Here is a 23,729-nt window from a genome sequence, read left to right as displayed (position 1 = left end):
TGCTTTTTCCAGGTTCGCCGAAGCGATCATTTTTGGGCCTCAACGGTAGAGCAGCCAGGCCCCTATACCCATCCCCGCAAGCAGCAAGGGCCCATAGACAGGAGCAACCGCCCACGACCTGATATCGGGCCAATCGGGCCAGTAGTTGACACGAGAACCCGCAGGCGACGCCAGGGTAGGGTTCAAGGAGAATGCAGGAATTGAACGACCGGCCGCTACCTCGTCATAGAGCTTACGAAAGGCGCGCTCCTGCTTTAGATAATTAGCATCAAGGATACCAAAGACAAGCACCGCCAATAGACCGAGAAGCGCCACGAAGATCGAACTCTTCGTGATCGCGTATCCGTAGGTCGCGGTTACAATTGGAAGCAGCCACGTCTTCGAGGATGAAGACGCTTGCGACATGCGCGTAATTATCGCTTGAATAAATGACAAGTGCTGCCGACGGTCCTCCGACCCAACCGCGCTCACTTCATTCAAAAGCGCAGACTGGATCGCAGTGAGAGTCTGGCTTTGAGCTTGACTATCTTCGGCCGCACTCACAGGCCATCTAAGCACCATACGATCCCCCGACCATCGGGGCACGAGGTGGAAATGCACGTGCGGTACGGTTTGAGTGGCGGCTTGCCCGGTTGACTGAATCACGTTCAAACCATCCGGAGCTAGGGCCGAACGGATCGCACGCGCTGCCCTGAGGACCGCTTCACCTAAATCGCGGCTCTCAACAGCGTTGAGATCGGTCAGGTCTGAAACATGGCGGTTCGGCACTACCAAAGTGTGACCGCGAGTGGCTTGTTCCAATGGAAAGAATGCGGTGACCTCTTGGGTGCGATACACCAGCCTCGCGCTGGAGTCACCTCCTGCAATAATCACACAAAACGGGCATGCGGATTGATTTACCATGACCGCCTAATCACCCCCTGACCCGACCAGGACTCCAAGTTGTCACGCAGTTTATTATAGGTCGCCTTACTGTCGGTCTTTCCCGACCAATCCTGCATCGTGGGATCAAATACCGGCACTACCCCCGCACCAATAGCCTTGACAAAGGGGTCGGAACCCGCACTATCAACGCTCCCGAGCGCCGAGAGGTCATGGATTCGAATACCTAGCAGCGGCTTCTTGTCGGCCCATGCCTTTTTAATCTCATAAATGACCCAGGGTCGACTTGCCGTGTACTTGCCGATCAAGACGATAACGGCCTTCTTGTACACCATCTGCTCGTGAATCCACTTCTCGATTGCCTCGTCTCCACGCCTACGCACCTGCTCCCAGTCCTGAGAGTTCAACAGTGGCTGCGCTTCAAGCGCGTTAACATTGCGAACCAACTGGACGCGGTGGACATCTTGTTCGTAGTGGAAGCTGTAGAAGACTGTCTTGGCCATGGAAACGCCAATCGAGAGTGTTGATGTGGACGACTGCGACTCTAGCTGCGACCTCCGACAACTTGTACGAGAACGCAAGAAGTCATGCCCTTGCGGGCGAGGTGCTCACGCAAGGCAGCTCTGACGCGGATCGCAACCGCAAGCAGCAGGTCTACCTCCGTCAGCGCCATGGCCCAGAAGTCCAGCCTATGGATCCGGGGCGCCCGCAAGTGCGGGGCCAAGGGTCGCCGACCTCAGCAGGCAGAGCATCACCGTGTGCTCTCCCTCGAAGATCATCGCCCTGGCCGCAGCCGGCCGCGTGCATTGCCGTCCTGACCTTCGCGATTTTGAGTGCTCAGAAACATGACCCAGCCACCACCCTGACAGAGGGAACGGACGAGGAGGAGCAACACCGCCATGGGGGGCGTCTTCATCAACTACCGCAGGAGTCCGCGTGCCACGGATGCGGTGCACCGGCTGCGTCATCGGCTCAGCCGACACTTCGGTGACGCGCAAGTCTTCCTCGACACGTCGTCGATGCTGCCGGGTAGCCGCTACCCAGACGACCTCAGAGCCCGAGTGCATGACTGCGAGGTCCTGCTCGTCACCATTCCGGAGGGCTGGTTGGAGACGCGCGACCCGTCGGGCCCTCGATCCCTCGACCGCCCGGGCGACTGGGTGCGGCACGAGATCGAACTGGCGCTGGCCGCTGGGAAGACCGTAATTCCCCTGCTCCTTGACGCCGCAGAGCCACCGTCGCCCGAGTTGCTTCCCACGTCGATCCGCGATCTCTCCCTGCGACAGGCACATCGCCTCCCCGCGGATGACTGGGACGCATCCGTTGAGGAGCTAATCGCCTCGCTGGAGACCCTGGTGGCATCAGAGTGGGTGCCAGCAGTCCTGTCTGAAGTGCGGGCGCCACGACGGCCCGGCCGACTACTCGGCTGGGCCACCGGCCTCCTCGCCACCGCGCTCTGCGTTCTAGTGCCGTGGGCAGCAACGGCGATCGGGCCGTCCTCAAATCCGGACGACGACCCGGTCGCCCTGCTGCTGGCCCTGGCGTCCCTTGGGCTGATGGGCTTCGTTCTAATCGCTGTACTGCTGGCATGCGGCCTCATGCGCCGCCCCGTTCAGGCGTGGGAACGTGAACTGCAGGACGCCTCGCAGGAGAACTACCTCCGGGCAACCTATCCGGTGCCGGCCTTTCTCCTGCTGTTCGCGGTAGTGCTTGTGATTCAAGTGTGGGGGCAGAGTCCCGGCTTCGCCGTCGTACTGATACTCGGCATGTGTGCTGCCGTCGGCCCGATGGCAGCCGGTTTCGTACGCTCCCTCAAGGAGGACCGCGAACGGTGGGTGCAGTGGCCGGAAGCGATGCCCTCGGCAGCCCCGATGGCGGTGGTCCGGCGGGAGATCGCTCGGCTTGACGTGCGTACGCAAGAATGGGAAGCGCCGATCCGGCGAGAGCAGCGGGACCGAGCACGGTTCGCGCTTGAAGAGCTGGCAGGGGCGGTGGCTACCCAGGGGCGTGCGGCGAACCGTGGGCGGTTCCGATGGCTGTGTGAGGCGCAGCCCTGGATCTTCAGCGGGTACTTCCTGTGGTTGGCGCTCACCGTCGCCCTCACGCTCGCATGGACTTTGCCCCTCGGAGTCGAAGGCGGGGGTGGGGCGCGGCTGCACGCAGCGCCTGTGGCCGCTGGGGTTGTGGGGTTCTGGCTGGCCTGGACGACCATGGAGTGTGCCTACCGCTTCCAGCGATGGCAGCACCAGATGTTTCACGCAGAGGCGGTGCGACGGCTCACTCAGATAAGGGTGCGGGTCGACAAGCTGAGTTTGCCTTCCCGTACGCGGCTGGCGACGGCGACGGAACGCTAGGCGGGACGGGTGGAGCGGCACAGGGCCTGGTCACGACCGCGACCTGGGGTTCACCCAATCAGAGCGCTGGCTGAGAAAGCTCACTCATAAGGGCCGAGGAACCGTGAGCCGTTCAGGTGGATCAGGTGGTCAGGCGCGTCAGCCACCCAGGCTTCGGTCTCCCATGCGAGGTCGGCCAGACACGCTGCGGGTTGGGCGCCGGCGACGCGAAGCGACGTCCGGGCACGCCGCCGAACAACTAGTTCGCCGGTGTGGGCAACTCGGTCAGGTCGTCCTCAACGGCGACCAGCTCGGCGATCTTGGTGGCAATAACTGCCATCGAATCAACCGCCGTGTCCAACCCGTTTCGAGATGCAAGCAGGGGGCTAACGTCCCGGAGTTTGCCGTAGGTCGTCTCGTGCATGACAGGGAGCAGCAGGTCACGTGCAAGGAGCTCCGAGAGCTCCTTGTCAGAGACACCACCGCGCTCGATGCGCCTCAGTAGCGCAGGGGTAACCAGGACAAGACCCGTACGCGACCTCGCCAGGCCCCTGTCGATCTCCCGCATGAACGGTAGGCCGAGCGCGATGTCCTTCTCGCTGAACCAGACGGACACGCCCTCTGCTTCCAGCAGGTCGCACAACTCCCGGGCGGCACCGCGCCGGTCATCCCATGCGTGGCAGAGGAAGACATCGCGAAGGTCTGGCTGTTGACGCGCGCGCAACACGGCGGCGTCGCGAACAGGAGTCAGCCCCTTCACCTCGGCAGGCGTGTAAATCACGGAGGAGGTGCTCGGTGACCAAGGCGCCCGCGTTCTACCGCTACTGGAGCTGCCCCCACTGGTCGCGCCACCCCCGCCACCGCTCCGCGGCGTGTAAGCCGGCGGCGGGTAGTAGGACCGGGGCGACGAGTACCCGTAGCCTCCGCCGCCGCACGCGGGACACGCCGCACGTCCGCTGGCGGTCCGATGACCCTGGCGTGGGGCTGTACAACGACTCATAGCTATACGGTAGTCCACGCGGCCCCTGGAGCCATCTCCTTTACGCGTAGCCCCGGTTCGCCAGCACATTCCAGCAGGTTGCGATTCTCCGAGGGGCAGAGACAGTCGAGGCCACTCACATGCATCGCGACTGTCTGCTTGCCTGCGGCCAACAGACCTCGGTGTCCACATGGCGGGACGCCATCAATCCCAGGGTGGGCAATACTGCCCGGCTCCTACTCAGGACGACGCAGTCCAGTCATATAGTCACCGAATGCGAGTTACCGACGTCACCATGCCTGCGGGCATTGCTGCCCGCCCGCTAGACGACCGCGGGTACCCCGTCCCGGCGATCACCCCATGGGAGGATGGAACACCGCAATTTGCCAGCACCAGCATGCGACGGGTGTTCCTGTGCGTCGAAGAGCGTCGATGCACAGTCTGTGGCACGGAGATGCAGCCAGGGCCGGTGTGGCGGGTCGTCGACGGAGACGAGGCCGAGATGATCAGCGCCGTCCTGGGTGTCGGGAAGGAGTTCCTCAACTCGGCACCCACTGGCGAGGCTCCGGGGCATCGGACTTGCATGATCTACGCCGCGATGGTCTGCCCCTTTCTGAGCAGCCCAGAAGGCCGCCGAAGCGAAGCATCAGACATGTATGGAGCCGACCTGCCAAAGGGAGACGCCCGTGGCAGCGGAGGCGCGGTCGTGGCCTACAACGACTACGGGTTCAAGCAAACCGCAGCTGGCCCAGGAGTCGTCTACGGGGCACCGATCGAGATCATCACCTACAACCGCGCTGCGGATCTGCAAGACGAGCTCACCGCTGCTCTCGCCAACGACGAGACAACGGCCGGCAAGGCTCCTGCGTGGCTTGGCGAGAATGAGCAGCTAATGGACTCGGCGTTCCGTCGAGCCATGCTTTCTCCTGCAGAGCGCCGGGCGCTGGCGGCACAGAAACGGGCTGCGCAGGCCAGGAAACGGCAGCAGAAGCAGGCAAGAACGTCGCGTAAGAAGAACCGATAGTCGGGATGCCTTGAAGCACCAGTCCTTGACAGCCATCGGACCGCAGCGTCATCTCGAAGCCTGAAGGAGCTGCATGGAATCCCGCAGCGCAGCGGCTGTCGGCAGGGGCTTCCCGTACACGGCGAAGACGCTGTGCTACATCGAGGTAGTCAAGGACGGGACGGTGTCGTCCCACAGCGTCGATGCCCACACTTACGAGCGGGCTCGCAGCGGGGAGTCCCGGCTGTCCGCCGTATGGCCGGGCTCTTGGCGAAGCGACCTGTTCGTAATCGACGACCTTGACGAGTACGCCCGAGCGCACGGGCTCCTTCACGATCAACAACGCACCGGGCTCGCTGACCATGAGCACACCGCCCGATGGTCGCTGGACCCCAGCGAGAAGAAGCCTATGAGCAGCTACATCACTGTCCGTGTCCATCCGGACTGCGGTTGCGCCATCAATGACCTCGACGCGTTCGCCAGGCAGATGCGCGCCCGGCGAGGGTGGGACATCGCCACGAGTGGTGGGCGGGGCGGAAGCGCCGGATCAGGCACCTACATGCGTGTACGTCGCAAGAGTCTGTACTCCTGACGAGCCCCGACGAGGGTTGCAGTTCGGGTTGCAGTCAGCCACGTACAGGCTCGTTCATCGGGCCCTGCTGAACCCGCTCGGTCACAGGTCGGAACGCCGACGACCCCGGCCGGACCCCCAGACGAACAGTTGGAAAGCGTGTTGGCCGCGAAGCGATCACGTGCCCGGAGTGCGTGAGCGCTGCGTGAGCGGACGGGGCGGCACCGGATGGATCGGGTGGTACGCGTAGCGAGCGGTTCAGGTCTCCTACCTGGGGAAACGGGATTCACAGACACCTCCCAGCATGACCCGGGACGATCTTTGAGGCCCTTGTAATGCGTAGGTCGTCGGTTCGAATCCGACAGGGGGCCCCAGCAGGGAAAACGCCCCGGACTTCGACAGTCCGGGGCGTTTTTCCGCGTGCGGAGGGCGTTGCTCAGTGGCGGCCCGCGATGCGGTTGGCGGCCCTTGCCATGGGGTCCGTGTCGGTCGTACGGCCGGACGCTTCGCGGCGGTCCGCGGTGCGGTAGGCGGCGTACATCGCCTGGACTCCGAGCCAGCGGAAGGGCTCCGGCTCCCACTTGCGGACCTGGTGGTTGACCCAGGGGAGGGTGGTCAGGTCGGTGGGGCCGCCCTGGCCGGAGTCCTGCTGGATCAGGTCGCGCAGGGTGCGGGCGGCGAGGTTCGCTGTGGCTACGCCGCTGCCTACGTAGCCGCCCGCCCAGCCGATGCCGGTCGAGCGGTCGAGGGCGACGGTGGAGCACCAGTCGCGGGGGACGCCGAGCACGCCCGACCAGGCGTGGGCGATGGGGATGCCCGCCGTGGTGGGGAAGAAGCGGGTCAGGATCTCGCGCAGGGCCTCGATGGTGGCGGGCTGGGTGCGGCCGTCGTTGTCGGTGCGTGAGGCGTAGCGGTACGGGACCCCTCGGCCGCCGAGGGCGATGCGGTCGTCGGCGGTGCGCTGGGCGTACATGTAGGCGTGGGCCATGTCGCCGAGGGTCTCGCGGCCGTCCCAGCCGATCGTTTCCCAGGTGGACCGGGGGATGGGGTCCGTGACGATCATCGAGGAGTTCATCGGGAGCCAGGCGCGGCGCTGGCCCTTGAGGCCGGCCGTGAAGCCCTCGGTGCAGCGCAGGATGTACGGCGCGCGGACCGTGCCGTAGGGGGTGACGGCGTGCTTGGGCTTGATCTCTGTGACGAGGGTCGATTCGTGGATGGTTACGCCGAGGGATTCGACGGCGGTGGCCAGACCCTTGAGGAGTTTGACCGGGTGCAGGCGGGCTCCGTGCGGGGTCCACGTGGAGCCGACGGCTCCGGTCACCCGGATGCGGTCGGCGGTTTCGCGGGCGCCGTGGAGGGTGCGTTCCTTCTCGCCGAAGGCGATCTCGGCGGCGTGGAAGTGCTTGAGGCGGGCGAGCTGGGCGGGGGTGTAGGCCACTTCGAGTACGCCGCCGTGGTGGACGTCGGCGTCGATGTCCTCGGCGGCGGCGGTGCTGATGACCTCGGTGACCGTGTCGTTCATCGCCTGCTGGAGGCGGACGGCGGCGTCGTGGCCGTGGAGTTTGGCGTAGCGGTCGCGGCCCGCGATGCCGTTGTAGAGCCAGCCGCCATTGCGGCCGGAGGCGCCGTAACCGCAGAACTTCCCTTCCAGGACGGTGATGTTGAGGAAGGGGACGGCCTTTTTGAGGTAGTACGCCGTCCAGAGTCCGGTGTAGCCGCCGCCGACGATGCAGACGTCGGCCGTCGCGTCGCCGGGCAGGGGCTCGCGGGGGTCGGGTATGCCTTCGTTCGCGTACCAGTAGGAGATGCCGCCGTTGACGGTGCTCATGGTGTCTGATGCCCCTGCGTTCGTTTCGTTTCGCTGCTGGTCAGTGGTGGGGGTGGTGGTGATGGCGCGGAACGCTAGCGGGCGGGGGTGGGGTGCGGCAATGCGCGGTCTTAGGATCCGGGGCGTGATCGTGATTCCGGAAGCTCTGGCCATGACGCAGGTGGAGTTCAACGGTGAGGCGGGGCGGGCGTGGATCGCCGCGCTGCCGGGGCAGGCGGCGGCGTACCTGGAGCGGTGGGGGCTGCGGCTCGCCGGGCCGCCGATGCACGGCGCCGTCTCGCTCGTGCTGCCGGTGGAGCGGGCCGACGGGACGCCGGCAGCCCTGAAGCTCCAGCTGCTGGACGAGGAGAGCGCGGGTGAGGCCGCGGCGCTGCGGGCGTGGGACGGGGACGGCGTGGTGCGGCTGCTGGAGCACGACGAGGTGAGTGGCGCGATGCTGCTGGAGCGGCTGGATGCCGGTCGGCATCTGTCGGTGGTGCCGGACACCATGGCCGCGGTGCGGGTGCTCGCGGAGCTGCTGGTGCGGCTGAACGCGGTGGCCGCGCCCGAGGGCGTACGCCGCCTCGGGGACATCGCGGGGGCGATGCTCGACGACGTACCGCAAGCGGTGAAGGCGCTCGCGGATCCGGCGGAACGGCGGCTCCTGGAGCGGTGCGCGGGGGCGGTGCGGGAGGTCGCGGAGGAGCCGGGCGGGCAACTGCTGCACTGGGATCTGCATTACGACAACGTCCTTGCGCCGCTGGCGGGGTCGGGGCGCAGCGAGCCCTGGGTGGTGATCGACCCGAAGCCGCTGGTGGGGGATCCGGGGTTCGAGCTGCTGCCGGCGCTGGTGAACCGTTTCGACGAGGGGGAGGTGCTGAAGCGATTTGACCTGATGACGGAGGTGCTGGGGCTGGATCGCGGGCGGGCGCGGGCTTGGACGCTCGGGCGCGTACTGCAGAACTGCCTTTGGGAGGTGGAGGAGGAAGAGGAGGGGGAGGGGGAGTTGGTGAGGGAGCAGGTGGCTGTCGCGCGGGCGTTGCTTAGGCTGCGGGGATGATTCGAGACGCAACACCTGCTGATGTGCCGGTTATTCACGAGATGGTCCGCGAGCTCGCGGAGTACGAGAAGGCGCTGCATGAGGCGCGTGCGAGTGAGGAGCAGCTGCGGGAGGCGCTGTTCGGGGAGCGGCCGGCTGCGTACGCGCATGTCGCGGAGACGGAGGAGGGGGAGGTCGTCGGCTTCGCGCTGTGGTTCTTGAACTTCTCCACTTGGCGTGGGGTGCACGGGATTTACCTGGAGGATTTGTACGTGCGGCCTTCGCGGCGCGGGGGTGGGTACGGGAAGGCGCTGCTGACGTCGTTGGCGCGGATTTGTGTGGAGCGGGGGTACGAGCGGCTTGAGTGGTCTGTCCTGGACTGGAACGAGCCGTCGATCAACTTTTACCGGGGGTTGGGCGCGGAGCCGCAGGATGAGTGGACGGTTTACCGGCTGACGGATGGGGCGTTGGCGGAGCTGGGTACGGCGGAGTAGCCAGACGTACGTGAGGTCCCGGCCCTCCGCCGTGCAGGAGGCGGGGACCGGGGCCGGCCAGGGGTCAGTCCGTTACGGGAACCGGGCGGGCTGGCGCGTCGAGCCATGGCGTGTGCCGGCCGTCAGGGGCCACGGTCATCCCGAAGCGTTCCGGGCCGGGACTGCCGACGTGCAGCCACCACTGGTAGGCCGCCTCCGCCTCGTTCCACAGCCGCCGGGGGCCGTGCTGCCAGACCGTGAACTGTTCTTCCGTCTGGCCGTCCCAGTCGACGGCCGCCCATGATGTGGCGTCCGTGGTGGCCAGCCAAAGCCGCTTGGCCACGCCGTCCACGTCGGGGTCGTCGTGCCACGTATGCCACACGTCGCGGAGCTGGAGGCCGATGGCGAACTGGGCCGCCCAGTCGTCGCCCGTGACCGCCCACGGGGACAGCGTGGTCCGCGATTCCTCCGGTACGTGCTCGTCCCGCACCACGTCACGGAAGATCCGCAGACCGGTGCGCTGGTTTCTCATGAGCATGAATGCGGAGTGGGGGGAGAACCAGCCGGACGCCAGGCCTGACCATCGACGGTTAGGCGGAGGAGGCCGTAGCAGAGCCAGGGCGTTTCCCACGGCGTGAGGATGACCCCGCCCGGGGCCGTCTGCTCCACCCAGGTGGCCGGGACTTTCCGTACGGAACATGTGGCGATGACCCGGTCATACGGCGCGCTGTCGGGGTGCCCCGCCGCCCCGTCCCCGGCGATCACCTCCGGCTCCAGCCTGACGTTCTTCAGGTTGTTGGCCGCTTGTGTGACCAGGGCCGGGTCTACCTCCACCGTCGTCACGTGCTCACTGCCGACCCGGTGAGCCAGGAGCCCGGCGTTCCAGCCGGTCCCCGTGCCGATCTCCAGCACCTTGTGGCCGTCCTTCACGTCCAGGATGTCGAGCATGCGGAAGACGATGGACGGGGCCGACGCCGAGCATGACGGCCAGCGGTCGCCGTCGCCGGGATCGTGGCCGTCGTTGATCTGTGTCACGGCGGGTTCGTCGGCGTAGGCGGCGTTGTGCCACGTTTCTGGGGCCACGCTCCAGTGGCACGGCTCCAGGCCGTCCCCCACCCAGATCTGTTCCGGGAGGAACCGATGGCGCGGCACCGCCCAGAACGCTTGCTCCCACTCCCGACTCAGGGGAGTGCCCAGGTCCTCGTTCACTGCGCCGAGCAGCCCGCGCATGGCGATCTGTTCGGCCGGTCCGATGTGGGTCATGGCGGTTCCCGCCTAGTCCTTCTTGTGCTTCGGATCGGGCTTGGGGGCTTTGGTGTCAGGTCTGTTCGTCAATGACCCAGCCGTCCAGCGCGGGGAGCAGCAGATCACAGGCGCGCGAACGGGGCAGCCAACGCACATCCTCACCCGCTGCGACGTTGGTAAACGTGCCGTCGTACTCGTACCGCACGTAGTCACTCAGCGGCTCGGACACGACGCGCAGACGCCGCATGACCACACCCCGGCCGGTCGTCTCTGCCACTATGTTCGGCCACGAGCGCCACCATGACTCGCGGTCGGCAGGGTCGTACCGGTGCCCTTCCTGCCAGCGGATGAACTCGGGGTCATCCCGCATGTAGCTGTCCCGCATCAAGGTGAATGGCTGAGCGCTGCGCCTTGGCGAGTGCTTCACGTACCGCTGTTGCCACCGTTGGCCTCACTGTCCGGGCGGGATGAACTGGAGCATGTTTGCGGGCAGTCGGATCACGGTCTCGTGGTCCGGTACGTCCCCCGTCTGGTCGTCCAGCCAAATTGTGGGTGATCCATCGTCCGGGGTGTTTGGCCAGATTCCCAGGAATTTCAGGGCCATTGGTCACTCCTCCACCGAGTGGATTGCACCGATGTGCCGCACGAGCCTGACCCGCGTGGCTGATCAACGTCAAGACCGCCGCCCCTGCGGCTCGTAGGCTGTCAACTCCACGGCGTTCGGCGCGTTAAATGCTGGAGCTCCTCAGTAGGCGCAGCCTGGCCCGCAGGGGTTGCGGGTGCCTGCGGTGCTTTCCTCTGCCCGCTCCTTCCCTGGGGCGAGCCCCAGGCTCCCCCGAGGTACTTCGGGCGTGGTCCTTAATCGCCGGACGGGCCAAAGGTGTCCAGGAGGATCTTTGCGGCGTCGCGGGCGTGGCGGGCCGGGGTCGGGGAGCCTGTGATGCCTGCTGTCGCCATCGCGCCGTTGGCCAGGACCGCGAGTTGGGCCGCTAGTTCGGCCACGTGGTCGGGTGGTAGGCCCGCCGCCGCCAGCTGCTCGGCGAAGTGGTCCTGGAGCGAGCGCTTGTTGGCGCGGGCCACTGCCGCGACGCCCTGCGAGACGCCGCCCATCTCGCCGAAGGCGTTGATGAACACGCAGCCCCTGAACGTGGGCTGGGCGAACCAGTCGTCGAGGTAGTCGAAGACCGCGAGGACGCGCTCGCGCGGGTCCTCGCGCGCGGCGGTGGCCTGCTCGATTCCGCTGCGGACATCGGCGTCCCGGCGGCGCAGTACCGCCTCCAGCAGGTCGTCCTTGGACGGGAAGACCTGGTAGAGGCGCTTGAGCGATACGCCGGACGCGGAGCGGATGGCGTCCATGCCGACGGCCTGTACGCCGCGTTCGTTGAAGAGCGTCTCGGCCGCGTCCAGCAGACGGGCCTCGGCGGTTTCCGCGTCCATTCCTCGATCAACCCTTGCGTGGAGAACCATCGTTCTCATACTGTACACCGCATGGGGAGAACGGTCGTTCTCTGTCGTCTCACGTCCGCTGTCAGGGAGTAGTTGTGTCTGTGTTCGGTACGCGCCACCACACCATCGGCCTCGACGGCCTCGACGTCTTCTACCGCGAGGCGGGTGACCCGTCCCGCCCCACGCTCGTCCTGCTGCACGGCTTTCCGTCCAGCTCGCACATGTACCGGGGGCTGATCGCCGAACTCGCCGACGAGTTCCACCTGATCGCCCCCGACCACATCGGATTCGGCCGCTCCGCCGCCCCGGATGTCAGTGAATTCACGTACAGCTTCGAGAAGTTGACCGAGGTCACGCTGGCGCTGCTCGACAAGCTGGGGGTGGATCGCTTCGCGCTGTACATCCACGACTACGGCGCGCCGATCGGGCTGCGCATCGCCAGCCGCAACCCGGAGAGGGTCACCGCGATCGTCACGCAGAGCGGCAACGCCTACATGGAGGGCTTCACGCCCTTCTGGGACGTCCTGTTCGCCCACGCCGCGGACCGCGACGCGCACGAGCCCGCGGTGCGCGAGCTGCTCACCGCCGCGGCGACCAGGTGGCAGTACGAGCACGGGGTGCCGGCGGACCGGCTCGACCGGATCGGGCCCGAGACGTGGACGCTGGACCAGGCCGGGCTCGACCGGCCGGGGAACAAGGAGATCCAGCTCCAGCTCTTCTGGGACTACCAGTTCAACCTCGGCGGCTACCCGGCCTTCCAGGAGTACTTCCGTACGCACCGGCCGCCGACCCTCGTCGCGTGGGGGCGGGGCGACGAGATCTTCGGGCCGGCGGGCGCGGAGGCGTTCGCCAGGGACCTGTCCGACGCGCGGATCCACCTGCTCGACGCCGGGCACTTCGCGCTGGAGACGCACGGTGAGGAAATCGCCGCTCTGGTACGGGACTTCCTTCGGGGCGTGTGCTGACGCGGGTGGCGGCGGCCCGGCCCCTGAGCGGGTCGCCGCCCGTTGGGGTGCACTACGGGACCAGCACGACCTTGCCCATCGTGCCGCGCGTCTCCAGGGCGCGGTGAGCCGCCGCCGCCTCCGCGAGTGGGAAGCGCTGCACCGCCGGGACCAGGCGCCCGGCCGCCGCCTCCGCCAGGGCCCGGTTCTCCAGGGTGCGTACGGGGTTGTCGCCGCCGGCCTTGCCCAGCATCGCCGGGCCGAGTACGCCCTCGGAGGTGATGCCGCGCTCGGCGAGCTCCTCGTCGGTGAAGGTGAGCGGGGAACCGTCGTGCAGACCGTCCGACGACCAGCCGAAGACGATGTGCTTTCCGCCCTTGCCGAGGAGATCCACGGCGGCGCGGCCGGTGTCCCCGCCTACCGAGTCGAAGACGACGGTGGCGGGGCGGTCGTGGGCGTCCAGGTACGCGCGTACTCGCTCCGGCCAGTCGGGCTGCTTGTAGTCGACGGCGAGGTCGGCTCCGTTCTCCTGTACGCGGGCGACCTTGGCGGGGCCGCCGGCCAGGCCGATGACGGTGCCGCCGGCGTTCTTGACGTACTGGACGAGGAGCGTGCCGATGCCGCCGGCGGCCGCCGGGACGATGGCCACGGTGTCGGCCGTTACGTCGGTGAACTGGAGGATGCCCATGGTGGTGCGGCCGGTGCCGATCATGGCGACGGCCTGCGCCTCGTCGAGGTTTTCCGGGATCGCCTGGAGGCGCTCGGCATCGGTGACGGCCAGTTCGGCGTATCCGCCGGAGGGGGTCTGGGGGTTTCTCCCAGAAGGAAGGGGCATGCCGAGGTGGACCACTACGCGCTTGCCGAGCCACGACGGGTCGGTGCCCTCGCCGAGCGCCTCGACCGTACCGGCGACCTCGCGGCCGGGGATGGTGGGCAGCTCGACGGGGGCGGGGAAAGGGCCCGGCATGCCCTCGCGGAGGGCGGTGTCGAGCAGGTGCACGCCGGCCGCCGCGACGGCGATGCGGACCTGGCCGGGGCCGGGGGTGGGGTCTCCGGTCTCCTCGTACGTGAGGTTCTCGGCGGGGCCGTAGGCGTGAAGGCGGACTGCGTGCATGGCGGGCTCCTCGGGTTCCTCGGGCTCGTTGATCGGTGACTGGGCCCGCCCAGGCTCGTGCCTCAAGCGTGGTTGAGGTCAAGCCCTTCGCGGCCGGTGATCCTTTTGGCCCTCAGCGCGAGCGTGGCCGCCTCCAGGCCGCTGTTGAAGGCCACCTCCGCCAGCAGTCCCGGCGCCGCCACCTGGTCGCCCGCGAGGAACACGCCGTTGCCCCGGCTGATGGCGGGGCGGTCCCGCCAGGTGGTGCCGGGCCGGTCGAGTGCGCCCGTACGGCCCGCGGCAAGGGCCTCGCGCCGCCAGGTGGTGCGCTCGCGCCAGCCGGGGAAGCCGAGGTCGAGCAGGCGCTCCGCGCGCGCGATACCGTCCGCCCTGGACTCGTCGGGCGCGATCGGGAACTGGCTCTGGATCAGCTGTTCGCCGGCCGGGGCGAGGGTGGGGTCCTGGGCGGTGAACCGTTCGATCCAGCCGGGCGCCTCCAGGTCGGAGATGACGAACGGGTCGCCCTTGCGCGTCCTGACGGCCAGATCGAACAGCACCGTACGCCCGCTGTCCCAGGTCAGGGCGGGGCCGTCGTCGCCGAGGAGCCTGCGGGCCGCTTCCAGAGACGTCGCGACGATCACCGGGCCGCCATTCTCGGGCAGGGCGGTGACGCGTTCCGTCGTCTCGATCCGTACGCCGAGATTCCAGGCCCTCGCGGCCATCCGGTCGACGACCGACGCCCAGCCGCCGCGCGGGTAGTGCGCCTCGGGCGGAAGCTTGACGACGCGCCGCAGCCGCTCCTGCACGAAGGGGGCGGAGAGGGAGCCGGGGTCGTGGTGGAAGAGGGCGACCGCCATGTAGTTGGCTGCCGCGCGCGCCCCGGCCACGCCCACCTCGCCGGTGGCCCAGGCGAGGAAGTCGGCGTCCACGGGGGCCTTCGCGGTGGGACGCAGGGCCAGCTTCACCATGGCGAGCGGCGGGGTGCGTCGCAGGGCGCCGGCCCGGTGGAAGCGGAAGCGGGCGGCTTCGAGCGGGGGCACGGCCATGACCTGGCCGAGCAGGTTGCGCTGCTTGAGCCAGGACCAGAGCGGGCCGCCGTTGTAGAGGGCGTGCGGGCCCTCGTTGGTCTTGTACGGGCCCTCGGCGGTGCGGGCGCGTCCGCCGAGGGTGTGGTGGGCCTCGTACAGGGTCACCTTGGCGCCGGATTCGGCCGCTGTGATCGCCGCGGTGAGGCCGGCGACGCCGCCGCCGATGACGGTGATGTGGGGGCGCATCCTGCTGGTCTCCTTGCCTCGACCTGGTGGGCCAGGAGGGGCGCGGGGCCCGCTTCATGGACTGCGGTCTGTACGGCGTCGCGCTCGACGAGACCAGGCTGAGCCGGGCGCGCATCATCGACTCGGTGCTGGACGGGGTACGGGGCGTGGGCACGGACCTGGCGGAGGCGTCACTGCGCGACGTGGAGGTGATCGACGCCCGGCTCGGCGGGCTGCAACTGCACGCGTCGTCCCTGGAGCGGGTGCTGGTGCGGGGAGGGAAGATCGACTACCTGAATCTGCGCCGGGCGCGCCTGAAGGACGTCGTCTTCGAGGGGTGCGTACTGGTCGAGCCGGACTTCGGCGGGGCCCGCCTGGAACGGGTGGAGTTCCGCGACTGTGTGCTGCGGCGGGCGGACTTCAGCTCGGCGACGATGGCCGACGTAGACCTGCGTACGGTCGCGGAGCTGGACATCGCGCGGGGCCTGGACCGGCTGGCGGGATCGGTGATCAGCCCGGCCCAACTCCTGGACCTGGCACCGGCGTTCGCGGCGCAGATGGGGGTGCGGGTGGAGAGCCCCGGGGCGTAGGGAGGAGTGGTACGGCTTAAGAGGGCAGGCGGGGGAAACGGGCCTGGAGGTCCCAGATCGCCGGGTTGTCGGCGAGGCCGTCGTGCATGTCGGTGAGGTCCGCGATCAGGTCGTGCAGGAAGTCACGGGCCTCGCGCCGCAGCAGCCGGTGGCTGAAGGTGATCGGCGGCTCCTCGACCGGCATCCAGTCGGCCGCGATGTCGACCCAGCCGAAGCGGCGCTCGAAGAGCATTCGGTCCGTCGACTCGGTGAAGTCCAGCTCGGCGAACTGCGGCTTGGCGGCGCGGCTGCCGCGCGGGTCCTGGTCGAGCTGCTCGACGATGTCGCACAGGGCCCAGGCGAAGTCGAGCACGGGAACCCATCCCCAGGCTGTGGACACTTCCCGGTCGGCCTTGGTGTCGGCGAGATAGACGTCGCCGCAGAAGAGGTCGTGCCGCAGGTCGTGGACGCCGGCGCGCCGGTAGTCGGTCTGCGGGGGGTCCGGGAAGCGGCGGGAGAGGGAGTAGCCGATGTCGAGCACGTAGTCGATGGTGTCACGTCCGCCGGATGGACCCGACCCGGCCGGTGAACGGTCTCGGCTTCCTGCGCGCAGAAGCGGCCTACGCTGGGCACGGCGCTCTGAGCGAAGGAGGTCGCTGTGGCACTGCCTGTGCCGGAGGACGACTCGTACGAGGCCGAGTCCGAGTCCGAGTCCGAGTCCGAGTCCGAGGCTGAGCCCGACGGCCACTCTCTGATCAATCTGCTGAGGCACAGCGAGGGATGGCGCGTGGAATTGACCGAAGGGACAATCCACGTGGCACCTCCCACCAACGGCGAGCATGAAGAGATCGCAAGAAGCTCCGTGAGTACGCGCGGGCAGGCATCCTCTGCTACCTGCTGATTGACCGGGAAGCCGGCGAGGCGCTCCTGTGCACGGCGCCCGCCGGGGAGGACTACGTCAGCAAGGTCCCGTACAAGCTGTCGGAGACCATCCCGCTGCCGGCGCCCCTCGGCTTCGATCTCGACACCAGCGAATTCTGAACCGGCTGCGGCCGCGGCTACGACTACGGCAACAGGCGCTGTTCCTTTGCCACCGCTACCGCGCCCGACCTCGTGTCCACGCCGAGCTTGGCGTAGATGCGGCCCAGGTGGGTCTTCACCGTCGCCTCGCTGATGAACAGCGCGCGGGCGATCTCCCGGTTGCCCAGGCCGTGTGCCAGCTGCCCGAGGATGTCCGTCTCGCGTTCCGTCAGGGTCGGCCGGGCCGCGCCGCGCATGCGGTCCATGACGCGGCTGGCGACCGGTGGGGAGAGCGTCGTGCGGCCCTGGGCGGCCGAGCGGATCGCGGTGAAGAGTTCCTCCGGGCGTTCGGCCTTGAGCAGGTAGCCCGTCGCTCCCGCCTCGATCGCCCGCGTGATGTCCGCGTCCGTGTCGTACGTGGTGAGGACAAGGACGTGGACGCCGGTCGGGGCGATACGGCGGGTGGCCTCCACGCCGTCGATGCCGGTCCCCAGCTGGAGGTCCATGAGAACGACATCCGGGGCGAGCTTGGCGGCCAGCGCCACAGCCTCTTCGCCGCTGCCCGCCTCCCCGACGACCTCGATGTCCGGTTCGCTGCCCAGCAGGGCGAGCAGGCCGGCGCGTACGACCACGTGGTCGTCGCAGAGCAGGATGCGTACCGGATGAGGGCTGGAACTCGGGCTCGGGCTCGGGCTCGGGCTCGGACTCATGGCTGGGGCTCCAGGGGGATCGCGGCGGAGAGCACGGTGCCCTCGCCGGGGGCCGACTCGATCGTCAGGGTGCCGCCCAGCTGCCGCACGCGGGCGCGCATCGCAGGCAGGCCGTGGCCGCGTACGCCGGTGGAAGAGGACGTGGGCGTGGGCGGGGCGGCGAAGCCCGTGCCGTCGTCCGCGATGTCCAGGACCACCTGGTCGCCCAGATACGTCAGCGTCACGGCCGCCGCCTGCGCGTTCGCGTGTTCGCGTACGTTCGCCAGCGCGCCCTGCGCGATCCGCAGCAGCGCCGACTGCACCCGGTCCGGCAGCGGGGCGACCGGCGCCCCGTCCACCCGGAACGCGGCGGACTCCCGGGCGGCGAGCATCCGCAGCGCCTCCTCCAGGCTGCCGCCCTCCGCCAGGTCGGCGGGGGCCAGATCGTGGACGAAGCGGCGCGCCTCGGCCAGGTTGCGCTCCGCGATGGACTCGGCCGTACGGACATGGCGGCGGGCCGTCGCCGGGTCGGCGTCCCACTGCCGGTCGGCTGCCTGGAGCAGCATCTGCTGGCTGGACAGGCCTTGCGCGAGGGTGTCGTGGATCTCCATGGACAGGCGCTGGCGTTCGGCCAGCGTGCCCTCGCGGCGCTCGGTCGCGGCCAGTTCGCGGCGCGTACGGATCAGGTCGTCGATCAGCGCCCGCTGGCGGGCCGCCTGCCGCTGCATGTGTACGAAGAACGCGGTCGCGACGGCCGCCACGGCGGGCGGCGCCAGCACCAGGTTCGGGTCGAAGCCGCCGCGCGACAGCTGGAGCTGGGCGGTGACGACGAACACGGTGAGCAGGCCGACCAAGACCAGTGCGGCGCGGGACGGGAGCGTACGCAGCCCGGTGTAGAAGAGCGGCACCGCACACCACGCGAAGCTCGGCGCCAGCACCACGAGCACCATCCAGACGGCGACCACCCCGCCCAGCCAGACCAGCCGGCGGGGCGTGGGGCGGGCGGCGCCGGGGGCGGCGGGGCCCAGGACGGGGCCGAGTACGTACAGCAGGGCCAGCGTGACGCTCAGCGCGATGATCCACGGCGTACGGGCTTCGCCGGGGTGCCGCAGCAGGAACCGGGCGAGCGAGGCGCCGAGCAGCAGGAAGAACGCCACGTGCATGACGGGGGCGAGCCAGCGGGCGTCGGGGTCGGGCTGCTGGGGCCGCTCCTCGGCTCTGTGCTCGCGCTCCTGGTCCTGCGCCTGGTCCTGTTCCTGCTGCACCACTCGCTCCTTGCTGACCTGCGCCTACGTCCCCATGGTGACCCGGTGGGACCAGACCCGCATCAACCGATCGGCTGACGGAGAGGTCGGCCGTCCCGCACGCCGTATGCAGCCGGTACGCCGACGGGACGGGCCCGGAAGCGGCCGGAGGATCGACAGCAGAGCCGAGTGGGGCGGAAGAAGTTCCCACCGCGGTCCCACTCACACCTTCACACCCTCACACCTTCCCCAGGAGCCCCACCATGAAGAAGCTTTCGCTGCGCACCCGTGTCCTGACCGGCGCCGTCGCCGCTGCCGCCATCAGCGCCGGCACATTCGGTGCGGTGTCCGCCAACGCCACCGAGCCCGCCGCCGCGCCGGCCGTCGCCGTCCAGGCCGACACCGCCGACAAGAACCTCCAGCAGTCCACCCACCTGACCATCGCCGCCGCCACCGAGGCCGCGCAGGCCACCCTTGACGCCGCCGAGAACGAGAACCAGCGCGTCACCGTCGCCGTCGTCGACCGCAACGGCAACACCATCGTCACGCTGCGCGGCGACGGCGCCGGCCCGCAGTCGTACGAGTCCGCCGAGCGCAAGGCCTTCACCGCCGTCTCGTGGAACGCGCCCACCTCCGAGCTGGCCAAGCGCCTCGCCCAGGCCCCGAACCTGAAGGACATCCCCGGCACGCTGTTCCTCGCGGGCGGTGCCCCGGTCCAGGTCAAGGGCGCGCCGATCGCGGGCATCGGTGTGGCCGGCGCGCCGAGCGGCGACCTGGACGAGAAGTTCGCGCAGGCGGGCGTCGCGGCGCTGGGCAAGTAAGCAAGGCTGGGCACGTAAGCAAGTACGTACGTACGTACGTAGGTAAAGGCCTCCACATGAACCTGAACCCTGCCGAGCGCCGGCTCCTCGACGCAGCCTCTCGCGGAGACACGGCCGGCGTCCGGGCCGCCATCGACGAGGGCGCCCGCGTCGAGAGCCGCGACGAGGAGCTGCGCACCCCGCTGCTGCTCGCCTCGCTCGGCAGTCATGTGGAGGCGGCCACGCTGCTGGTCGCGGCCGGGGCGAGCCCGGACGCGCAGGACCGGCGCGAGGACAGCGCCTGGCTGATCACGGGCGTGACCGGCAGCGTGCCGATGATGCGGGCCCTGTTGCCCGCCGGCCCCGACCTGAAGCTGCGCAACCGCTTCGGCGGGATCTCCCTGATCCCGGCGTGCGAGCGCGGCCATGTCCATTACGTACGGGCGGTGCTGCGCGAGACGGACATGGTGGCCGACGTCGACCACGTCAACCGGCTCGGCTGGACCGCCCTGCTGGAGGCCGTGATCCTCGGCGACGGCGGCCGCACCCACCAGGAGATCGTCGAACTCCTCCTCACGGCGGGCGCGACCCCGGACCTCCCCGACGCCGACGGGGTAACCCCGCTGGCCCACGCGGCACGCCGGGGCTTCGACGCCATGGCGGCCCTGCTGCGGGCGGCCACGGGGCGGCCCGGGCGCGACCGTGTGGGCGGCACATTTCGCGCATAGGATCATCTGTGTGGATCAATGGACTCGCGTACGCCGAACAGCTCCCAGCGTCGCTGGGACTGTCGCCGTCGCCATCGCCGCTGCCACCCTGCTTGGGTCGCTCACGTCCTGCACAAGCCTCGGCGGGCTCGGTGGGCTCGGCGGCGTCAGCGGTACGCCGGGCGCGTCGGGCGTACGTGACCCGTACTTCCCGAGACTCGGCAACGGCGGCTACGACGTCCAGCACTACACCCTGACCCTGGACTACGCGCCGGATCCTGGCCAGGGGAACAGCGGGGAGCGTGGCGGCCGGGGGGGCCGTGCAGACCACGGTGGCCGCGCCGACCACGGTGGCCGCGCAGACCACGGCGGTCCCGCAGGCCGTCTCACAGGCACCGCCGAGATCACCGCCCGCGCCACCCAGGACCTGAGCGCCTTCAACCTCGACCTCCACGGCCTGGACGTCTCGTCCGCGACCGTGGAGGGAGCCGAGGCAGCCGTCAACCGCGCGGGCAACGAGCTGACGCTGCGCCCCGACGCCGACCTGACCGAGGGCGAGACCTTCACCACCGTCGTCCGCTACTCCGGCAACCCCGCCACCATCACCGACGCCGACAACTCGCAGGAGGGCTGGCTGACGACTGCGGACGGCGCGGTCGCGCTCGGTCAGCCGACCGGGTCGATGGCGTGGTTCCCCGGGAACCACCACCCCAGCGACAAGGCGTCGTACGACATCACGGTCACTGTCCCCAAGGGCCTGAAGGCCATCTCCAACGGTGAGTTGAAGAGCGAGCGACGGGCCAAGGACGGCCGTACGGCCTTCGCTTGGCGCAGCGGCGAGCCGATGGCCAGCTACCTCGCCACCGTCGCCATCGGGGCGTACGAGACGAAGACCTCACGCACACCCTCGGGCGTACCCGTCTACACAGCCGTCGACCCGACGGTCACCAAGGGCAGCGCCAAGGTCCTGGCCACCGTCCCGGACGTCATGGAGTGGGGCGTCAAGAACTTCGGCCCGTACCCCTTCTCCTCCACGGGCGCGATCGTCGAGCGCGGCAACGACTCCGCATACGCCCTGGAGACGCAGACCAAGCCGGTCTTTCCGGGCGCGCCCAACCAGGGACTGCTCGTCCACGAGCTCGCGCACCAGTGGTTCGGCAACTCAGTTACGCCCAAGTCCTGGCGCGACATGTGGCTGAGCGAGGGCTTCGCGACGTACGCGGAATGGATGTGGGCCGAGGACTTCGAGAACATCCCGGTGCGCGCCAGCTTCCGCCGGGCCTTCGACGAAAAGGCCAACTGGGCCTTTCCGCCGGCCAATCCGCCGACCGCGGCCCACATCTCGGACGAGCCCGTCTACGGGCGCGGCGCCATGGTGATTCACAAGATCCGTGAAGCGGTGGGCGACGATGCCTTCTACGACATCGTGCGGGGCTGGACCGCCGCCCACCGCCACGGCAATGCGTCGACGGACGACTTCACGGCGTACGTCGAGAGGAAGTCCGGCAAGGACTTGAAGGACGTCTGGGACACCTGGCTCTACGGCCAGGACAAGCCAACCGCCCGTTAGTTGAGGCTTAGTTGACGTTGATGGCGGTCCAGGTGGCGGCGACCGCCTGGTACTCCGCGCTGCTCGCTCCGTACAGGTCGCCGGTCGCCTTGAGGGTCGCGGTGCGGGCGCCCGCGTAGTCGGTGGACGAAGTCATGTAGGTGGAGAGGGCCTTGTACCAGATCTTGTACGCCTTGACTCGGCCGATGCCGGTGAGCGTGGAGCCGTTGGCGGTCGGGGAGTCGTACGCGACGCCGTTGATCGTCTTCGCGCCGCTGCCCTCGGAGAGGAGGTAGAAGAAGTGGTTGGCAGGGCCTGAGGAGTAGTGCACGTCGAGGCGGCCGAGGTCCCGCGACCAGTAGTCGGCGGAGTTGCCGTCCCTGCTGGGCTTGTCCATGTAGCGCAGCGGCGTGCCGTTGCCGCGGATGTCGATTTTCTCGCCGATGAGGTAGTCACCGGCGTCGCTGCTGTTGGCGGCGTAGAACTCGACGGAGGTGCCGAGGATGTCGCTGGTGGCCTCGTTGAGGCCGCCGGACTCGCGGCTGTAGCGCAGGCCGGCGGTGGCGGAGGTGAGGCCGTGGGTCATCTCGTGGCCGGCGACGTCGATGGAGGTGAGGGGCTTCTGGTTGGCGGCTCCGTCGCCGTACGTCATGCAGAAGCACTGGTCGGACCAGAAGGCGTTGACGTACGCGTCGCCGTAGTGGACGCGGGAGTACGCCGCGACGCCGTCGCCGCGGATGCCGTTGCGCTGGAGCTCGGTCTTGTAGAAGTCCCAGGTGAGAGCGGCACCGTAGTGGGCGTCGACGGCGGCGGTCTGGCGGTTGGTGGGCGTGCCGTCGCCCCAGGTGTCGTCGGCGTCGGTGAGGAGCGTGCCGGTGCCGGTGGTGCCCTGGTTGAGGTCGTACGTTTTGTGGCTGCCGCGGGTGCTGTCGGTGAGCGTGAAGCCGGAGCCGCCGGGACCGGGGGAGGTGCCGAGGGTGACGGTTCCGCTGTACTGGCCGGTTCCGGAGCCGGTCTCGATGGCTTCGAAGTCGTACAGCTTCTTGCCGTTGGTGGCGTCGGTGATGACGTGGAGTTCGCTGGGGGTGCCGTCGTGCTGGAGGCCGGTGACGACGGTCTCGTGGGCGAGAACGGGCTTCGACCCGTTCCCGGTCCACAGGACCTTGCGGGGCGCCTTGGCCTTCGTGTCCTTCTCTCCGGAGGCGGCGAGGGCGGCCTTCTTGGCGGAGGCGGTGGATATCGAGGCGCTGGTCGAGGGCACGGTTATCCGGGCCTTGTTGGCCTTGTCGACGCTCATGGGGGCGCCCTTGTGGGCGCTGCCCTTCGCGGTGTGGACGACGAGGTCGCCGCCGAGGACGGGCAGCCCTTCGTACGTCCGCTCGTAGCGGGTGTGGACGGTGCCGTCGCGGTCCTTGACGACGTCCCGGACGACGAGCTTCTCCTTGGAGCCGAGCCCGAGCTTGTCTGCCGTGGCGTCGGCGCCGGCCTGCGCGTCCTTGATGGCGGCGGCCCGCTGCGAGGCACTGAGCGGCAGGGCGGTGGCGGCGCTGGCGCTGGCGCTGGCGCGGTCTGTCGTACGGTCTGCCGTACGGTCCGAGGCCTCCGGGGCGGCGGTGGCGGAGCCGGCCTGGACGCCGACGACGACCATGGCGGCCGACGCGGCGAGCGCGGCGGCGCGGAGCGCGGTCTTGCGGGGGGTGGCGCGGGGAGCGGGGGACTGCAGTCTCACTCGGACTCCTTCGTCAACATCCGGCCGTGGGGGGCGGCGCGGAGAGAGAGTGTCACCGAGCGATCCGTCATTGACAGGGTCTCGACAAAGCTTGACCGGTTCTTGTCCGAAAGGTGCGTACCTCTGTCCGTTAACCGGGCACCGACTTGCTGGCCGGGGGCAGTAACCAAGGCTTGCTTCTGGGGGTTTCGGGCCGTCCCGGGCGCTCGAGTGTCGGTGGGCCGGGGCGGCGCGTCAAGGGCGCTCCTGCGTCGCGTCGCTACGCGATGTGCCTGCGGCCCACCCTTGACCCACCGCCCCGGCCCACCGCTAACGCTTTCCACGGGGACGGCCCAAAGAAAAACGCCCTGCACG

General features: G+C 68.8%; 26 protein-coding genes and 1 pseudogene. 11 read left to right on the top strand and 16 right to left on the bottom strand.

The window, feature by feature from the left end; translation table 11 throughout:
* Positions 1-39: 39 nt before the first annotated feature.
* Positions 40-873: an HIT family protein gene (locus J7E96_RS27050; protein WP_215134771.1), complete on the bottom strand. Its 834-nt coding sequence runs from the start codon at positions 871-873 to the stop codon at positions 40-42.
* Positions 874-896: 23 nt separating this feature from the next.
* Positions 897-1,385 carry a TIR domain-containing protein gene (locus J7E96_RS27045; protein ID WP_215134769.1) on the bottom strand — a complete coding sequence of 163 codons (489 nt, stop codon included), beginning with the start codon at positions 1,383-1,385 and terminating at the stop codon, positions 897-899.
* A 396-nt stretch (positions 1,386-1,781) separates the two neighbouring features.
* Here J7E96_RS27045 and J7E96_RS27040 point away from each other — a divergent pair, with 396 nt between their 5' ends.
* On the top strand, positions 1,782-3,236 hold the full coding sequence (locus J7E96_RS27040; RefSeq protein ID WP_215134767.1) for a toll/interleukin-1 receptor domain-containing protein: 1,455 nt from the start codon (positions 1,782-1,784) through the stop codon (positions 3,234-3,236).
* An 80-nt stretch (positions 3,237-3,316) separates the two neighbouring features.
* On the opposite strand, the gene J7E96_RS27035 is transcribed toward J7E96_RS27040, so the two are convergent.
* Positions 3,317-3,415 (bottom strand): BsuBI/PstI family type II restriction endonuclease, encoded by a 99-nt coding sequence (locus tag J7E96_RS27035; protein WP_215134797.1) that lies wholly within the window; start codon positions 3,413-3,415, stop codon positions 3,317-3,319.
* Between the two features lie 59 nt (positions 3,416-3,474).
* Positions 3,475-3,996: a toll/interleukin-1 receptor domain-containing protein gene (locus J7E96_RS37755; RefSeq protein WP_308296156.1), complete on the bottom strand. Its 522-nt coding sequence runs from the start codon at positions 3,994-3,996 to the stop codon at positions 3,475-3,477.
* Between the two features lie 472 nt (positions 3,997-4,468).
* Here J7E96_RS37755 and J7E96_RS27025 point away from each other — a divergent pair, with 472 nt between their 5' ends.
* Together J7E96_RS27025 and J7E96_RS27020 are read left to right on the top strand one after the other, a co-directional pair.
* Positions 4,469-5,218, top strand: a complete 750-nt coding sequence (locus tag J7E96_RS27025; RefSeq protein WP_215134765.1) for a hypothetical protein — start codon at positions 4,469-4,471, stop codon at positions 5,216-5,218.
* 73 nt (positions 5,219-5,291) lie between these two features.
* Positions 5,292-5,789 (top strand): hypothetical protein, encoded by a 498-nt coding sequence (locus J7E96_RS27020; RefSeq protein WP_215134763.1) that lies wholly within the window; start codon positions 5,292-5,294, stop codon positions 5,787-5,789.
* Between the two features lie 415 nt (positions 5,790-6,204).
* Here the strand turns inward: J7E96_RS27020 and J7E96_RS27015 are convergent, their stop codons facing one another.
* The gene (locus J7E96_RS27015; protein WP_215134761.1) at positions 6,205-7,596 is read right to left on the bottom strand and encodes an FAD-binding oxidoreductase; all 1,392 of its coding nucleotides are present in this window, start codon (positions 7,594-7,596) and stop codon (positions 6,205-6,207) included.
* A 100-nt stretch (positions 7,597-7,696) separates the two neighbouring features.
* Here J7E96_RS27015 and J7E96_RS27010 point away from each other — a divergent pair, with 100 nt between their 5' ends.
* Positions 7,697-8,635, top strand: coding sequence for an aminoglycoside phosphotransferase family protein (locus J7E96_RS27010; RefSeq protein ID WP_215134759.1), 939 nt, complete (start codon positions 7,697-7,699; stop codon positions 8,633-8,635).
* Positions 8,632-9,108, top strand: a complete 477-nt coding sequence (locus tag J7E96_RS27005; protein ID WP_215134758.1) for a GNAT family N-acetyltransferase — start codon at positions 8,632-8,634, stop codon at positions 9,106-9,108. The genes J7E96_RS27010 and J7E96_RS27005 overlap by 4 nt, the downstream gene beginning before the upstream one ends.
* 64 nt (positions 9,109-9,172) lie before the next feature.
* Here the strand turns inward: J7E96_RS27005 and J7E96_RS37750 are convergent, their stop codons facing one another.
* From J7E96_RS37750 to J7E96_RS26990, 5 genes and pseudogenes are all read right to left on the bottom strand, one after another.
* A complete protein-coding gene (locus J7E96_RS37750) occupies positions 9,173-9,619 on the bottom strand; it encodes a hypothetical protein (RefSeq protein WP_251070494.1) in 447 nt (148 codons plus the stop codon).
* Complete coding sequence (locus J7E96_RS37745; RefSeq protein ID WP_251070493.1) at positions 9,616-10,350, bottom strand: methyltransferase domain-containing protein; 735 nt, start codon at positions 10,348-10,350, stop codon at positions 9,616-9,618. The genes J7E96_RS37750 and J7E96_RS37745 overlap by 4 nt, the downstream gene beginning before the upstream one ends.
* Before the next feature lie 55 nt (positions 10,351-10,405).
* Positions 10,406-10,702, bottom strand: coding sequence for a DUF6879 family protein (locus J7E96_RS26995; RefSeq protein WP_251070492.1), 297 nt, complete (start codon positions 10,700-10,702; stop codon positions 10,406-10,408).
* A 53-nt stretch (positions 10,703-10,755) separates the two neighbouring features.
* Positions 10,756-10,936 (bottom strand): annotated as a pseudogene (locus J7E96_RS38550) (hypothetical protein).
* A 254-nt stretch (positions 10,937-11,190) separates the two neighbouring features.
* Entirely contained in the window at positions 11,191-11,769 is a 579-nt protein-coding gene (locus J7E96_RS26990) for a TetR/AcrR family transcriptional regulator (RefSeq protein ID WP_215134756.1), read from the bottom strand.
* A 104-nt stretch (positions 11,770-11,873) separates the two neighbouring features.
* Between J7E96_RS26990 and J7E96_RS26985 the strand changes: the two genes are divergently transcribed.
* Complete coding sequence (locus J7E96_RS26985) at positions 11,874-12,743, top strand: alpha/beta fold hydrolase (RefSeq protein WP_215134754.1); 870 nt, start codon at positions 11,874-11,876, stop codon at positions 12,741-12,743.
* Positions 12,744-12,795: 52 nt separating this feature from the next.
* Here J7E96_RS26985 and J7E96_RS26980 read toward each other — a convergent pair whose 3' ends face one another.
* Together J7E96_RS26980 and J7E96_RS26975 are read right to left on the bottom strand one after the other, a co-directional pair.
* Positions 12,796-13,836, bottom strand: a complete 1,041-nt coding sequence (locus tag J7E96_RS26980; RefSeq protein ID WP_215134752.1) for a zinc-binding dehydrogenase — start codon at positions 13,834-13,836, stop codon at positions 12,796-12,798.
* Positions 13,837-13,898: 62 nt separating this feature from the next.
* Positions 13,899-15,089: an FAD-dependent oxidoreductase gene (locus tag J7E96_RS26975; protein ID WP_215134750.1), complete on the bottom strand. Its 1,191-nt coding sequence runs from the start codon at positions 15,087-15,089 to the stop codon at positions 13,899-13,901.
* 56 nt (positions 15,090-15,145) lie between these two features.
* Between J7E96_RS26975 and J7E96_RS26970 the strand changes: the two genes are divergently transcribed.
* Complete coding sequence (locus J7E96_RS26970; protein ID WP_215134793.1) at positions 15,146-15,658, top strand: pentapeptide repeat-containing protein; 513 nt, start codon at positions 15,146-15,148, stop codon at positions 15,656-15,658.
* Between the two features lie 16 nt (positions 15,659-15,674).
* Here the strand turns inward: J7E96_RS26970 and J7E96_RS26965 are convergent, their stop codons facing one another.
* Entirely contained in the window at positions 15,675-16,178 is a 504-nt protein-coding gene (locus J7E96_RS26965) for a hypothetical protein (protein WP_215134748.1), read from the bottom strand.
* A gap of 117 nt (positions 16,179-16,295) precedes the next feature.
* Between J7E96_RS26965 and J7E96_RS37740 the strand changes: the two genes are divergently transcribed.
* The gene (locus tag J7E96_RS37740; RefSeq protein WP_251070506.1) at positions 16,296-16,538 is read left to right on the top strand and encodes a hypothetical protein; all 243 of its coding nucleotides are present in this window, start codon (positions 16,296-16,298) and stop codon (positions 16,536-16,538) included.
* Between the two features lie 163 nt (positions 16,539-16,701).
* On the opposite strand, the gene J7E96_RS26955 is transcribed toward J7E96_RS37740, so the two are convergent.
* Positions 16,702-17,367 carry a response regulator transcription factor gene (locus J7E96_RS26955; protein ID WP_215134746.1) on the bottom strand — a complete coding sequence of 222 codons (666 nt, stop codon included), beginning with the start codon at positions 17,365-17,367 and terminating at the stop codon, positions 16,702-16,704.
* Positions 17,364-18,509, bottom strand: a complete 1,146-nt coding sequence (locus J7E96_RS26950; RefSeq protein WP_215134791.1) for a sensor histidine kinase — start codon at positions 18,507-18,509, stop codon at positions 17,364-17,366. Before J7E96_RS26950 ends, J7E96_RS26955 begins: the two co-directional genes overlap by 4 nt.
* A gap of 344 nt (positions 18,510-18,853) precedes the next feature.
* Between J7E96_RS26950 and J7E96_RS26945 the strand changes: the two genes are divergently transcribed.
* The 3 genes from J7E96_RS26945 (at position 18,854) to J7E96_RS26935 (ending at position 21,667) form a co-directional block, all read left to right on the top strand.
* Entirely contained in the window at positions 18,854-19,411 is a 558-nt protein-coding gene (locus J7E96_RS26945; protein ID WP_215134744.1) for a heme-binding protein, read from the top strand.
* A 56-nt stretch (positions 19,412-19,467) separates the two neighbouring features.
* Positions 19,468-20,118, top strand: coding sequence for an ankyrin repeat domain-containing protein (locus J7E96_RS26940; RefSeq protein WP_215134741.1), 651 nt, complete (start codon positions 19,468-19,470; stop codon positions 20,116-20,118).
* A gap of 73 nt (positions 20,119-20,191) precedes the next feature.
* A complete protein-coding gene (locus J7E96_RS26935; RefSeq protein ID WP_215134789.1) occupies positions 20,192-21,667 on the top strand; it encodes a M1 family metallopeptidase in 1,476 nt (491 codons plus the stop codon).
* A gap of 7 nt (positions 21,668-21,674) precedes the next feature.
* On the opposite strand, the gene J7E96_RS26930 is transcribed toward J7E96_RS26935, so the two are convergent.
* Positions 21,675-23,294, bottom strand: a complete 1,620-nt coding sequence (locus J7E96_RS26930) for a M4 family metallopeptidase (RefSeq protein WP_215134787.1) — start codon at positions 23,292-23,294, stop codon at positions 21,675-21,677.
* Positions 23,295-23,729: the final 435 nt, after the last annotated feature.

It is taken from the genome of Streptomyces sp. ISL-96 (assembly GCF_018614035.1).
GTDB lineage: Bacteria > Actinomycetota > Actinomycetes > Streptomycetales > Streptomycetaceae > Streptomyces.
This window is presented reverse-complemented; position numbering and strand designations above follow the sequence as displayed.